We start from the raw sequence: 13,202 nt of genomic DNA, 5'->3' as shown, positions 1-13,202 counted from the left end.
CAGGTCAATCTGGTGAACGAGCCATCAGCATGCCACATATCGCGCAAGCAGTCTGTCATCACAGCGACGCTACGCCGTAGCGGCGCAAGCCATCGAGGTCCACCACGCGGATGGATTGATAGGCAATGCTGATCAGTTTTAATTCGGCCAGGCGACCCAGCGCCAGTTTCACCCGCTGACGCGAAATGCCGGTCAGCAAGCCGATTTCTTCCTGCGACAGCTCAAGCACGCTGGAAGTGCGCGGATATAACATGGGATGGAACAGCTGCGCGATGGCTTGCGCCACTTGCGCATCGACGGCCAGCAGGCGCTGGTTCTGGATGGTGGCGATGAATTGCCCCATGCGCTCGTTCAACTGGCGGATGACGAAGGCATTGAACGACAGGCTCTCGGCCAGCAGCAGATGAAACAGCTCCACCGGCACCAGGATGATGTTCGCGGCGCGCACGGCCACCACGTCGTAGCGGCGCAGTTCGCGCTTGAGCACGCTGCCCTCGCCACACCAGCCGCCCGCCGGCACGCCGGAAAACGTGGCACCGCGCCCATCGGCGTTGTAGACGGCCAGCTTGATCAAGCCCGTGTGCACGCCGATCCAGTGCGCCGACGGTTCGCCGCGCCGCGTGATGAAGGCGCCCGCCTCGTAATGCCGGAGCACGCTGCCGGCGCGCAACAGCGCCTGATGTCGCGTATCGAGGGCCTTGAACCAGTCGTGGCTATCGAGTTCTGGCACCGCACGGTCTACACTATCGTTGCTATCCATTCCATCCTTCAGACTTGTCACTAAGATGACAGTGATTTCCAAGTGCCGGTGCTATGCTGGCCGGTATCAATCCCGAAACAGGGAGCTACAGAATTCCAGTATCAATATTATTTACCAGGAGACAAGCATGACTGCTGATTTCAACACCGGCCTCGGCAAAAACAGCGCCAACTACGCCGCCCTCACCCCGCTCGACTATATCGCCAGGGCAGCGGCAGTATATGGCAATCGCCTGGCAATTGCACATGGCGCCGTGGGGCAGACGTGGCAACAAACCTATGCGCGCACGCGCCGCCTGGCCTCCGGCTTGATCAAGCTGGGCGTCGGCACGGGCGACACGGTGGCAGTGATGCTGCCCAACACGCCCGCCATGGTGGAAGCGAGCTTTGGCGTGCCCATGGCAGGCGCCGTCCTCAACGCCCTCAATATCCGCCTCGACCTGGCCTCCTTGACCTTCATGCTGCGCCACGGCCAGGCGAAAGTATTGCTGGCCGACACGGAATTTGCCGAACTGGCGCGCCAGATGGCGGCGCAGATTCCCGGCCTGCGCGTGATCCAGGTGAATGACGTGCTGGGACCGGAAGTGGAGGCTTTTTCCGACCTTGACTACGAAAGCTTGCTGGCCAGCGGCGACCCCGATTACGACTGGCAGCCGCCTGCAGATGAGTGGGATGCCATCGCCCTCAACTACACGTCCGGCACCACGGGCGACCCGAAAGGCGTGGTCTACCATCACCGGGGCGCGGCCCTGAATGCCCTGTCGAACATATTAGAGTGGGACATGCCCAAGCATGCCGTGTATTTATGGACCTTGCCGATGTTCCACTGCAATGGCTGGTGCTTCCCCTGGACCATCGCCGCCCGCGCCGGTGTCAACGTCTGCCTGCGCAAGTTCGAGCCCAAGCTCGTGTTCGACCTGATGCGCGAATTGCGCATCACCCACTATTGCGCCGCACCCATCGTGCACGCGGCCCTGGCCAACGCACCCGCCAGCTGGCGCGACGGCATCGACTGGACCGTGCGCGGCATGGTGGCCGGCGCGCCGCCGCCAGCGGCCATGGTGGCGAAGATCGAAGCCATGGGCTTCGACTTGATCCACTCATATGGCTTGACGGAAGTGTACGGCCCGGCCGCCATTTGCGCCGAGCAGGATGCGTGGGCGGCCTTGAGCCAGGAAGAGCGGGCGGTATTAAAGTCGCGCCAGGGCGTACGCTACCATTTGCAAAGCGCGGTCGCCGTGATTGACCCGGAAACCATGCAGCACGTGGCGGCCGACGGCGAGCAGATCGGCGAGATCATGTTCCGCGGCAACATCTGCATGAAGGGATATTTAAAGAATGAAAGGGCGACGCAGGAAGCGTTCGCCGGTGGCTGGTTCCACACGGGCGACCTGGGCGTGATGTATCCGGACGGCTATATCAAGCTGAAGGACCGCAGCAAGGACATCATCATTTCCGGTGGCGAGAATATTTCCAGCGTAGAAGTGGAAGATGCGCTGTACCACCACCCGCAAGTGCTGGCCGCCGCCGTCATTGCCCAGCCGGACGAAAAATGGGGCGAGACGCCGTGCGCGTTCGTCGAGCTGCGCGAAGGGGCCACCGTGACGGCGGAAGAACTGATGGCCTTCTGCAAGAACAATCTGGCCGGCTTCAAGGTACCGAAAGCCATTTATTTCGGCCCCCTGCCCCGCACGTCGACGGGCAAGATCCAGAAGTTCGAATTGCGCAAGCGCATGCAGTCGGACAAGGCCATCGACGTCTAAGGCCAGACCAGTCAGTCGCGCTTGCCAGCCAGCCACTCCGGCTGCGCCACCACCAGGCGGGAAAAGCTGGCGATGCTGGCCACGGCGGCGAATCCTGCCGCCAGACACAGCGCATAGGTCGTGCCCTTGGTAGCGGAAACGGTAAAACAATACGCGACCAGCGCCGCACCCGTGGCCTGTCCGATCAGGCGCGAGGTGGCCACCACGCCGCTGGCGCCGCCAGCCCGTTCGGGCGGCGCGCTGCCCATGATAGCTTTCAGATTGGGTGCCTGGAAGAAGCCGAAACCGATGCCGCACAAGGCCATGCGCCAGCCGATGTCAAAAGCGCTCGGGTGGGCCGGTATCCACACCAGTGTCAGCAAGCCGCCGGCCAGCGCCGCCAGGCCGATGCCACCCAGCACGCCCGGTGAATAACGGTCGCTCAAACGCCCGGCCACGGGCGCCATCACGGCCACCAGCGCGGCCCACGGCGTCATCAAAAAACCCGTCTCGACGGGTGAGCGGCCCAGTGTCACTTCAAAATAGAATGGCAGCGAGACGAACGCCAGCCCCTGCGCGGCAAACGTGCAGATGGCCGTCAGCGACGACAGTAAAAACAGGGGGCGGCGAAACAGGTCGATGGGCAGCATGGGTGCCGCATGTCCCGCCTGGCGGCGCAGCAGCAAGACAAAGAACACGGCCACTGCCGCCAGTTCCGGCAGCAGGACGGCGCTGGACGCGTGATGGGCGGCATCGCCAAACAGCAAAATGAGCATGCCAAAGGCGCCCACGTTGTACAGCGCCGTGCGCGCATCGAGCGTGTGCCCGGACAGTTTTGTCGCCGGCAGCATGCGGCTGGCGAGGAAAAAACCTGCCACGCCCAGCGGCACATTGATGGCGAACAGCCATGGCCAGGAGGCCGTCGCCAGGATCAGCGAAGCGGCCGTGGGCCCGATGGCGAACGCGACAGCCACCACCAGCGCATTATTACCGAAGGCGCGTCCCAGCAAGTGTTTGGGGTACAGGGCGCGCAGCAGCGCCGTGTTGACGCTCATCATGGCGCTGGCACCGACGCCCTGGAACAGCCTTGCCACCACCAGCGACGGCAAGGACCACGCCAGTGCGCAGGCGAGCGAGGCCAAAGTAAACAGGAACATGCCGGAGATAAACACGCGCCGGTAGCCGGCGATTTCACCGAGGGCGGAAAACGGCAGCAGGGTCGCCACCATGGCCAGCTGATAGACATTGACGATCCAGACGGAGGCGGCGGGCGTCGTGTGCAGCTCGCTCGCGATGGCCGGCAAGGCCGTGTTGGCAATCGCCGTATCGAGCGAGGCCATGCCCACGCCGATGGCCAGCGCCAGCATGGCCCATAAACGGGCACCGGGCGGCAAGCCGTCCTCGCCCACCGGGACGCCTTGCTCCCTGGCCTCTACCCTGCCTTGCTGCTGCATCATCATTTCTGACAGTCGATGACCTTGTAGTCCTTCGAATAGCAAATGCGCAATTCGCCCGTATGCTGTTCATAATTGAGCCAACGGCCCTTCAGTTGCGGGTTGTGCTGCTTCATCCACTGGAACAGCGCGTTTTTAGGCATGCTGCTGTCCGGCAATTTCAAGGCCTGGAACAGTTCGCGCTCTTTTTCGAAATACTCCCTGGCCGTAGCGAAATCGCAGGCGCCATGCTTTTCCCATTCGCCCTGCAGCAAGGCTTCACCGGGCTGCATGCACATGTACGGCAAAATGTCCGACGGCGCCAGTTTTGGCAAGTTGCCCTTGCAATAGCGCGGATGCAGTTCCGTCTTGCGCGGCGGTGTCACGGAAATGTCTTCGCAGGTGGACGGATTGGCCGACTGTGCCCACAAGCCATGCACGATCCAGCCGAAGTGATTACTCTCGGCGCACTGGAAAGCGGCTTTTTTTGAGACTTCACCACGGCGGCGCTGGCTGTCGCAAAAACCGGGTGACCACGACAGCGCCAGCATGAAGTAATCGGTGGGCACGTTGGTGCTTTGCTTGTAACACGTGTTTTTCTCGTCCGACGGCTTGACGTCATAATCGACATAGCTGACGTGGCGCGGAATGGCGCAGGTGGCGTCGGCCGCATGGACGGCGCTGGCGGAAAGGCTGAGGAAAACGGCGGCCAGCGCCGGCAAGACAGTTCTCAATTGCATCAGGTTTCCCTTTCAGAATATAAAACGCCGGCAACTGGGCGCCGGCGAGGTATCAATCAATCAAGCAAGTGCATCAGCAAACTTGATGCATCCAGCCATGCGTATCCGGTGCCGTGCCATGTTGCAAGCCCAGCAGCGCTTCGCGCAGGGCCAGGGTGACGGCGCCGTTTTCATTATTGTTAATGGTCATTTCAAAGCCATTGGCCTTGGCCACGCCGACTGGCGTGATGACGGCGGCAGTGCCGCAGGCGAACACTTCAGTCATGCGGCCCGAGGCGATATCGTCGCGCCATTGCTGGACGGACAATTTACGCTCTTCCGTCGCATAGCCGAGGTCTTTCGCCATTTCCAGCAGGCTGCGGCGGGTGATGCCGGGCAACAAGGTACCCGTCAGTTCCGGCGTCACGACGGTGATTTTCTCGCCATCCTTGTAGACGAAGAACAAGTTCATGCCGCCCATTTCTTCGATGAATTCACGGTGCACGGCGTCCAGCCAGACGACCTGGTCGCAGCCCTTCTCTTGTGCTTGCGACTGGGCCATCAGGCTGGCCGCGTAATTGCCCGCGCACTTGGCTTCACCGGTGCCGCCCGGCGCGGCGCGCACGAAGTCTTCACTGATCCACACGGTGACGGGTTTCACACCTTTCGGGAAATAGGCACCGGCCGGCGAGGCGAACAGCACGAACAGGTACTCTTCCGATGGACGCACGCCCAGGTAAGGATCGGTGGCGATCATCAGCGGACGCATGTACAGGCTCTCGCCCGTGTTCTTCGGCACCCAGTTGCGGTCTTGCGAAATGAGCGCGTCGCCCGCTTCCAGGAACAGTTCGACCGGGATGGCCGGCATGGCCAGGCGCGCGGCGCTGCGGTTGAAACGCTGGGCATTTTGTTCTGGACGGAAAGTCTTGATGCTGCCGTCAGGCTGGGCAAACGCCTTGTAACCTTCGAAGATGGCCTGGCCGTAGTGCAGCGACGATGCGGACGGGTCCAGCATCAAAGGACCGTACGCCTTCAGTTCGCCCTGCTGCCACTTGCCATCGCGGTAAGGAATCACCACCATGTGGTCCGTGAAGATGCGGCCGAAGGCGGGATTGACCATGCGCGCGGCGCGCTCGGCGTCGGACAAAGGGTGGGCGGACGGGGTGACGACGAGATTCGGTGTGGAAGTGGTCATGGCAGCAATGGTGACTAGTGAACAGTATCCCTATTGTAGCGCCTATAGCGACCAATCAGGCAAACGAGGATGGCCCCCGCCCCGTGAAACCAGCGCACCATCATTTGCGAATGATTCTCGTTTGCGTTATTATGTCAGCCTTCCTTCTTCCCTGCCATGCCTGACGCCCGGCCTGGCCGCGCCATCGAAAGCCGTCATGACGACCTCTTCCCTTCCACAACCCCAATTGCGCGCCAGCGCCGATGATGCGCCGGAAACCAGCCAACAAGCCCGCCAACAACGCCAGCTTGCCGCCGCCCAGCAACAAAGGCGCTGGCAGTGGAGCTGGAAGCAGGTGTGGTTTCAATTGCATTGGTTCATCGGCATCACGGCCGGCACGGTGCTGGTGATCATCGGCCTGAGCGGCGCCACCCTGGCCTTCAAGGAGGAATTGCTCGATGTCATGAATCCCGGCGTACGCCATGTCCCCGTGGAAACCCGCGCCCCGCTGACGCCGGCCCAGCTGGCCAGCATCGCTGCAACGGAATACGGCCAGCGCGTGGCCTCGATCACCATGTATGCGCAGGCGGGCGCATCGCCACGCCTGTTCTTCGCGCCAAAGAACGGCCAGCGGCGCGGTGTATCCATTTATGTGCACCCGTACACGGGCGCCACCCAGCCGGCGCTGGCGGGGGCGGAATTTTTCGAGTGGACGGAGTCATTGCACCGCTGGCTGCTGCTGCCCCGCGATCCGGGCCGCCAAGTGGCGGGTGCGCTGGCCCTGTGCCTGCTGGGCCTGGCACTCTCCGGCCTGTACCTGCGCTGGCCCCGCCGCCCGCTGGACTGGCGCACCTGGCTGACTTTCGACCCCGCCCTGAAAGGCCGCTCCTTCCTGTGGAACTTGCATGCCGTGGCCGGCACCTGGTGCCTGGTGGTCTACGTGGCGCTGACCCTGACGGGCATTTACTGGAGCTATGACGTGGTGCGCGACAACATCGACGCCTGGGCCGGCAAGCCGCCAAGGGTGGCGCAAGCACCAGGCAAGAAAGGCGCGCCCAAGGCGCAATCGCCCGCTGTCGACATCGGCCTGGCCTGGAGCAGCTTCCAGCAGCACGCCCCCGGCTGGACCCTGGCCAGCGTGCGCCTGCCAACGCGCATCGGCGAAGCCGTGCAATTCACCTGGCTGGCCAGCGATGCGCCGCACGAGCGGGCGCGCAGCCGCATGAACATTTTGGCGGCCGACGGCGTGGTCACGGAAAACGCGCCGTACAGCCAGCAAGGCCTGGGTTCGCGCCTCGTCAACATCATTTATCCGCTACACATGGGCACGTATTTCGGCTTGCCGGGCCGCATCATCGTTACCCTGGCCAGCCTGGGCCTGCCCCTGTTCGCCATCACGGGCTGGATGCTGTACCTGGGCCGCCGTAAGGCAAAACGGGCTGTGCAGGCGCAGCGCGCCATGCTGGCCGGCACTCCCGACAATATGGTTACTGGCCTGCCCACGCTGGTGGCCTACGCCAGCCAGTCGGGCCAGGCCGAGCGCCTGGCCCTGGAAAGCGCGCGCGCCCTGCAGCAGGCGGGCGTGGCCGTCGATGTGCAGTCGCTGGACCGGTTTGATCCCGCGCAATTGCGCCAGTATGTACGGGCGCTGATCGTTGCCAGCACCTTTGGCGAAGGCGAAGCGCCGGACGGCACGCGCCGCTTCGCGCGCCTGTTGCAGCAAACGGCGGGCACGCCGCTGGCAGGCCTGGAATTCGGCGTGCTGGCCCTGGGCGACCGCCACTACAGCGACTTCTGCGGCTTCGGTCATGCGCTGGAGCGCCAATTGCGCGCGCTGGGCGCCACGCCCCTGTTCCCCCTGATCGAAGTGGACAAGCACGACCCCGCCGCGCTGGCCGACTGGTCGCAGGCATTGGCGCGCTGCAGCGGCAGCGCCATCGACGCCATCGGCGTGCAGGAAGAAGCGTCCTATGCCGAGTGGCGTCTGGTGCGCCGCGTGCTGCTCAACCCGGGCAGCCTAGGCGGCGAACTGCATGAAATCACGTTGACGGGCCCGGCCGGCGTCACCTGGGAAGCGGGCGCGCTGGCGGAAATCATCGGGTGCAACGCGGACGGCAGCGATGGCGACGCGCAGGGTACACAACATGCACCGCGCAGCTACTCGCTCGCGTCGCTGCCGTCCGATGGCGAACTGCAGTTGCTGGTGCGCCAGGAACGCCATGCGGGCGGCGACAACCTGGGCTATGGCATCTGTTCCGGCTGGCTCACGCGCTTCGCCCCGCTGGATGGCAGCATCCGCCTGCGCCTGCAAGCCAATCCCGCCTTCGCGCCAACCCTGGTCGACGTGCCCTGCATTTATATCGGCAACGGTTCCGGCCTGGCCGGCTTGCGCGCGCACCTGCGTGCGCGCCGGCGGGCAGGGCTGGCACGCAACTGGCTGCTGTTTGGCGAGCGCCAGCAAGCGTTTGACAGCGTCTGCGGCGAAGAGTTGCAAGGCTGGCTGGACGCTGGTCACCTGGCGCGCCTGGACCGTGTCTTTTCGCGCGACGGTGAAACACGACAATACGTGCAAGACCGCCTGCGCGCCAACGCCCAGGAACTGCGCGACTGGCTGGCCCAAGGCGCCATCGTCTACGTATGCGGCAGCCTGCAAGGCATGGCGGCAGGAATAGATGCTGTACTGCAAGAAGTGCTGGGGCAGGATGGCCTCGACGCCCTGCTGGCGGCCGGACGCTACCGCCGCGACGTATATTGATCTGCATCAGTCCGGCCCCGGCGCCGCCCGGCTATGCGGGCAAGCGCACAGTCAGGACCAGCCATCGGACTAAAATGGGGACATCGCGGCACAAGCGCCGCCCCACTCACTGTCTGCGAGGCACCCCATGAAAAACCCCTGGATGAGCATGTACCTGAGCGCGGCTAACCGCATCGCCAGCACGGCACGCGGCCATGCCACGGCCGCCGTCAAGCGCGAAGCGGCGAAAAATACGCAGCAGTTGACGCAGGTGTGGTTCGACTCTTTCCTGCCCGCCGCAGGCAAGCCACGGCGCAGCCGCAAGGCAAAATAGGCCCCTGGCAACGGGCGAACTGGTGCAGTGCATCACAGCAATAAGTTGAATTTTCAACCAGATGACCTAAACTACAAGCATGGTAGTACATAAGGAAGTGACCGGCAGGCGCCGCATCCCCGCGCCGCCGCCGGGACACCAGGAGACGACCATGTTGACGCTCAAAGTGCTGGCCTGCCTTGCCCTGTCGGCCTTGCTGCTCGCCCCCCTCGTGCTGAGGGATACGATGCAGTTATCAGCAGGACAGCAGCTGCAAGTACCGAATGTCGATGCGCATGCCATGTGGAGCCATTGGCCCAAGCAATAAGACGCGCGGCTGAGAAAACACCGCTGACTGCGTTGCCGTGCCTCGTCGTACATTCGTACTGCCTTCGGAACGGCGCCTTGCCAGCGGCGTTTTTCAGCGGCGCTCGCTAGTGGCATTCATCGTCAAAAACCCCTTTATTGCGGAGTGGAAATTTATTCCCTCATCCCCTTTGTTTTTCCGTATTTCCTTCATCCGCTCTTCACCAAATTTTTGATCCAGATCATGGATTTCCACCTTCGCTGCGCCCACACTGGAACGGTACGCTTCGCATTGCGACGGACTTAACCGGGAGCATCGGCATGGGTAAATCGGACTGGAAAGATGAGATGGCGCTGGGCGTTCCCGCCATCGACGAAGCGCATGAGGCACTGTTTCAGGAGCTGGCGCGGCTGGGACAGTTGAGCGACCAGGATTTCAGCACGGCGTTTCGCGAGCTGATTGCGGCCGTCGAACGCGATTTCCGCGAGGAAGAGGATTTGATGGAACAAATCGACTTTCCCTCGCTGTCCAAGCACCGCGAACAGCATGCGCGCGTGCTCAGCGGCTTGCACCATGCCTGGGCCGCCGTCGATGAAGGCGACCTGGAGCAGGGACGCCATGCGCTCTCGCTCTTGCCGCAATGGCTGATCTTTCACCAGGCCACCATGGACCTGGCCCTGGCGGCGGCCCTGGAACTGGTGCAGCGCCAGCCGAACTAGCTTCTAGAGCAGCAGCACCGTCGCTTGCTCCGGCAAGACCACGCGGTAGTGTCCCGGGTATCTGTCTTCGCCGTCGAAAATCTTGCAAAACACGGGCTGGCTGATGTCGTTGACGGCCGGCTCGTTCATGGGCAAGGTGGCGATCAGTTGCTCGCCATCCATCAACTGCAAGGCGCTGCCCCGCTCGGCCGCGCAAAAGGCCAGCGATTGCACATCGTTGGCGAACGGTCGCTTGTACCATGGCGTGATGGCCCGCACGGCGCGCCGCGCATCGTGCAAGACTTGCCCCACGCGCGTGACATTCCACGCATCGCGCGCAACGGATGGCTGGAGCACGATATTTGCCGTCAGCTCGCCCCTGCCCTTGTTCACCAGGAACGTGCCATCCTGCGCGGCGATGTCATCGTTGAGCGGCACGACAAACACGCCGCCGTCCGACACCTTGATCGGCACGGGGGCGCCATTGCCTTGCAAGGCCACGCGCACATCGTCGATGGTGGCGCTCAGCTTGGCCGGAATCAGGCGCAGGGCCATGACCACGCTGCCGCTCGACACTTGCCACACCTTCCTGGCCGTCAGATAACTCTCGCGGTAAGCCGTGAAACGTATGCGCGGCGCCTTGGCGTCGCTGTTGGCCGTGATCGTCACCGTTTGCGATGGCAAGGCGTCCTCCGCTGGCGCAGCAGGTGTGGCAGGCGCAACGTTCTGCGGCACAAGGGGTGGCGACACGACGGCGGCGGCAGGCGGCACGCCGGCGCTTTGCAGCAGCGTGGGAACAGCCGGCGCCGGCGCGTGTTCCTGGGCCTGGCCCAGCGACACGACACACAACCATCCGGCACAAGCGATCCATGTACGCATGCATTTCTTTCAATGAGGAAAATATTTTGTCAGCGCCTGCATTATCGCAGAAGGCCAGCCTGCGCGCCGCTCCAGGCCAGCTGCACTCATCTGGTGTGCTCGCTTGATTATTTGGCAAATATTACCCACATTAGTAATGATTCCCATTCTTAAATCGACAGGAGTCGCGCGCCCTTCTTTTCCACTGCCAGAGCACGCCGGGCCTTGCGGTGGAACTGCTATCCCAGCCAGACCACGGGCCAGCGTCATGCCATCCCCACAGCTACTGCGCACCTCGCCAGACGAGTTAGGGAAACACACGACTAAAAATATTCGAGGAAAATGATGCAATCGACTACCGTATGCTGCTCTTCGCGCCAGCCCGGCTTGCGTCCCCTGCCCCGTTTATTACACATCAGTCTGCTCAGCCTTGGCGCTGGCGTGGCCCTGATGGCGGCGACCACGGAAGGCACGCAGTCATACACGGCAGGCGAAACGCGGTCAGCGTGCTTTGAACGTCAACAACCTGCTCGACAAGAAATACTACCGCAACGTGGGCTTCTTCGACGGCGAATTCCGGGGTGAGCCGCGCAACATCAGCCTCGCCGTGCGCGCGGCGTTTTAAGCGCGCCAGTGTGCGGGCGCCGGCAGGCAGAAGCCATGCAGCAAGGGCCCGCCCACGGGCGCCAGCACGGCGGCGGTGACGTGTTCGAACGCGCGCTGGCCTTGCGCCATGTCGCTGGCGACCAGGCGCAAGGCCCCGTCGAGCTCTTTGGCGATGGCCGCGTCAAATGCCTGCAGGCGGCGGAACAGATGCTTGCCGCCGCCGCTCCATTCGCCGGCCGCACGCAAGTGCAGGTCGGCCAGCGCTTCGTACAGCTGGCAAGCGACCGCCAGTGCCTCACCCGGGTGCCGGCTGTCGACCAGGTCTTCCAGCACGGTGGTGATGGCGTAGCGGCGCCGCTGCAGATTGTCCGCGTCGAGCACGGGCGGCCCCGCGGCGGCGATAGCTTGCGCCAGCGCCAGCAATTGCGCGTAATGTTCGCCGGAGGTGGCGATGTTTTCGCCTTCCAGCACCATGCGCGCCAGCGGCACCGTACCGCCCGGTGCATCCATTTCCTTGCAAAAATACGTGAACGTGGCCAGGTCGTGCGCGAACAGTTCCACCGTGCGCCCTTCGGCCACGATGGTCGAGCGCCAGGCGCAATCGACGTGGTCGAACAGCAGCAGCAAATCGATATCGGAACTGGGCGTCTGCCGGCCCGTGGCAAACGAGCCGCCGATGATGGCAGCCACGGCCATGGGATAGTGTTCCTGCACCAGCCGCACGGCAATCGCGCGGATGGCGTCATAGGTGGCAATGTTTGTCACAGCAAGTGCTCCGTGCCGAAAAACGCCATCCTACACGCAATACGCGGCATGCCGCCATCCTGCTACACTGGCGCCACCTGATCAAGGAAGAAACATGGAATAGATTGCATCGTGGTGCCCTCGCCCGTGGGTGAGCTGACCCTGGTGGCGCGCGGGACGGCGCTGGTCGCCATCCTGTGGGAAAACGACAAGCCGAACCGCGTGCGCCTGGGCCAGATGCGCGTCAATGCTGGTTGCGCCGTACTGCAGGAAACGGCACGCCAGCTGGGCGAGTATTTCACCGGCACGCGCCAGCAATTCGACGTGCCGCTCGACTTTCATGGCACGCCATTCCAGCAGGAAGTGTGGCGCGCGCTGCTGACGATACCGTACGGCCAGACGCGCAGCTATGGCGAGATCGCTCGCCAGATCGGCCGCCCCGCCGCCGTGCGCGCCGCCAACGGCAAGAATCCCATCTCGATCATCGCGCCCTGCCACCGCGTCATCGGCGCCACGGGCGAGTTGACGGGCTTTGCGGGCGGCCTGCATGCCAAGGTAAGCCTGTTGGCATTGGAAGGCATCACCCTGTCCAGCGACCGCGAAGCACTGAAAACGGGCCACGCCCGCCGCCGCGCCGTGCACATCGATACGGCGCAAGGCTGTTTGTTTTAGGCTGCGGCATCGCTCCCCTTGTGGGATACTCACGCCCTCCGCTCAAGCCAACACTTTATATGCCCTACCTTGTCATCCTGTTCTTTGTCGTTCTCTATTTACTGGCCACATTCTTTTTCCACATTCCAGCCCTGGTCGCCCTCGTGTATGGCGTGCTGAGCATCAGCTGTTTCGTCGCCTACGCGATCGACAAGTCGGCCGCAAAACAGGGCCGCTGGCGCACCTCGGAACGCACCTTGCTGCTGCTGGGACTGCTGTGCGGCTGGCCGGGTGCCGTGCTGGCCCAGCAATGGCTGCGCCACAAGTCCAGCAAGCGTTCGTTCCGCATCCTGTTCTGGATCACGGTCGCCCTCAATATTGGCGCTTTCGTGTATTTCAGCATGCATTACGCGGCGCCCGATATCGGCACCGAAGTCGCGCCCATCGAATTGTAGGACTGTCCC

13 protein-coding genes are annotated in these 13,202 nt (G+C 63.2%); 7 read left to right on the top strand and 6 right to left on the bottom strand.

Going from position 1 to position 13,202, the window contains the following annotated elements; genetic code table 11:
- Positions 1-58: 58 nt before the first annotated feature.
- Entirely contained in the window at positions 59-760 is a 702-nt protein-coding gene (locus tag ACQ4WN_RS07890) for a Crp/Fnr family transcriptional regulator (RefSeq protein ID WP_436551028.1), read from the bottom strand.
- A 127-nt stretch (positions 761-887) separates the two neighbouring features.
- Here ACQ4WN_RS07890 and ACQ4WN_RS07885 point away from each other — a divergent pair, with 127 nt between their 5' ends.
- Positions 888-2,522 (top strand): acyl-CoA synthetase, encoded by a 1,635-nt coding sequence (locus ACQ4WN_RS07885; protein WP_436551027.1) that lies wholly within the window; start codon positions 888-890, stop codon positions 2,520-2,522.
- Between the two features lie 11 nt (positions 2,523-2,533).
- Here the strand turns inward: ACQ4WN_RS07885 and ACQ4WN_RS07880 are convergent, their stop codons facing one another.
- The 3 genes from ACQ4WN_RS07880 to ACQ4WN_RS07870 form a co-directional block, all read right to left on the bottom strand.
- The gene (locus ACQ4WN_RS07880) at positions 2,534-3,961 is read right to left on the bottom strand and encodes an MFS transporter (protein ID WP_436551026.1); all 1,428 of its coding nucleotides are present in this window, start codon (positions 3,959-3,961) and stop codon (positions 2,534-2,536) included.
- Entirely contained in the window at positions 3,958-4,674 is a 717-nt protein-coding gene (locus ACQ4WN_RS07875) for a ribonuclease T2 family protein (protein ID WP_436551025.1), read from the bottom strand. The genes ACQ4WN_RS07880 and ACQ4WN_RS07875 overlap by 4 nt, the downstream gene beginning before the upstream one ends.
- A 73-nt stretch (positions 4,675-4,747) precedes the next feature.
- Positions 4,748-5,848: a branched-chain amino acid aminotransferase gene (locus ACQ4WN_RS07870; protein ID WP_436551024.1), complete on the bottom strand. Its 1,101-nt coding sequence runs from the start codon at positions 5,846-5,848 to the stop codon at positions 4,748-4,750.
- Positions 5,849-5,969: 121 nt separating this feature from the next.
- Between ACQ4WN_RS07870 and ACQ4WN_RS07865 the strand changes: the two genes are divergently transcribed.
- The 4 genes from ACQ4WN_RS07865 (at position 5,970) to ACQ4WN_RS07850 (ending at position 9,900) form a co-directional block, all read left to right on the top strand.
- A complete protein-coding gene (locus ACQ4WN_RS07865) occupies positions 5,970-8,582 on the top strand; it encodes a PepSY domain-containing protein (protein WP_436551023.1) in 2,613 nt (870 codons plus the stop codon).
- 127 nt (positions 8,583-8,709) lie between these two features.
- On the top strand, positions 8,710-8,895 hold the full coding sequence (locus ACQ4WN_RS07860; protein WP_436551022.1) for a hypothetical protein: 186 nt from the start codon (positions 8,710-8,712) through the stop codon (positions 8,893-8,895).
- 151 nt (positions 8,896-9,046) lie between these two features.
- Positions 9,047-9,202 (top strand): hypothetical protein, encoded by a 156-nt coding sequence (locus ACQ4WN_RS07855; protein ID WP_436479367.1) that lies wholly within the window; start codon positions 9,047-9,049, stop codon positions 9,200-9,202.
- 299 nt (positions 9,203-9,501) lie between these two features.
- Entirely contained in the window at positions 9,502-9,900 is a 399-nt protein-coding gene (locus tag ACQ4WN_RS07850; RefSeq protein ID WP_436551021.1) for a bacteriohemerythrin, read from the top strand.
- Positions 9,901-9,903: 3 nt separating this feature from the next.
- On the opposite strand, the gene ACQ4WN_RS07845 is transcribed toward ACQ4WN_RS07850, so the two are convergent.
- Positions 9,904-10,758 carry a hypothetical protein gene (locus tag ACQ4WN_RS07845; RefSeq protein ID WP_436551020.1) on the bottom strand — a complete coding sequence of 285 codons (855 nt, stop codon included), beginning with the start codon at positions 10,756-10,758 and terminating at the stop codon, positions 9,904-9,906.
- 600 nt (positions 10,759-11,358) lie between these two features.
- A complete protein-coding gene (locus tag ACQ4WN_RS07840) occupies positions 11,359-12,108 on the bottom strand; it encodes a nucleotidyltransferase domain-containing protein (RefSeq protein ID WP_436551019.1) in 750 nt (249 codons plus the stop codon).
- Positions 12,109-12,219: 111 nt separating this feature from the next.
- Here ACQ4WN_RS07840 and ACQ4WN_RS07835 point away from each other — a divergent pair, with 111 nt between their 5' ends.
- Complete coding sequence (locus ACQ4WN_RS07835) at positions 12,220-12,759, top strand: methylated-DNA--[protein]-cysteine S-methyltransferase (protein ID WP_436551018.1); 540 nt, start codon at positions 12,220-12,222, stop codon at positions 12,757-12,759.
- Between the two features lie 59 nt (positions 12,760-12,818).
- Positions 12,819-13,193: a DUF1294 domain-containing protein gene (locus tag ACQ4WN_RS07830; protein WP_436551017.1), complete on the top strand. Its 375-nt coding sequence runs from the start codon at positions 12,819-12,821 to the stop codon at positions 13,191-13,193.
- Positions 13,194-13,202: the final 9 nt, after the last annotated feature.

The sequence above is a fragment of the Janthinobacterium pasteuri genome, from assembly GCF_051380775.1.
Classification (GTDB): Bacteria; Pseudomonadota; Gammaproteobacteria; order Burkholderiales; family Burkholderiaceae_D; genus Janthinobacterium.
The sequence above is the reverse complement of the archived record's forward strand: the minus strand, read 5'-3'. Positions and strand labels throughout refer to the sequence as shown.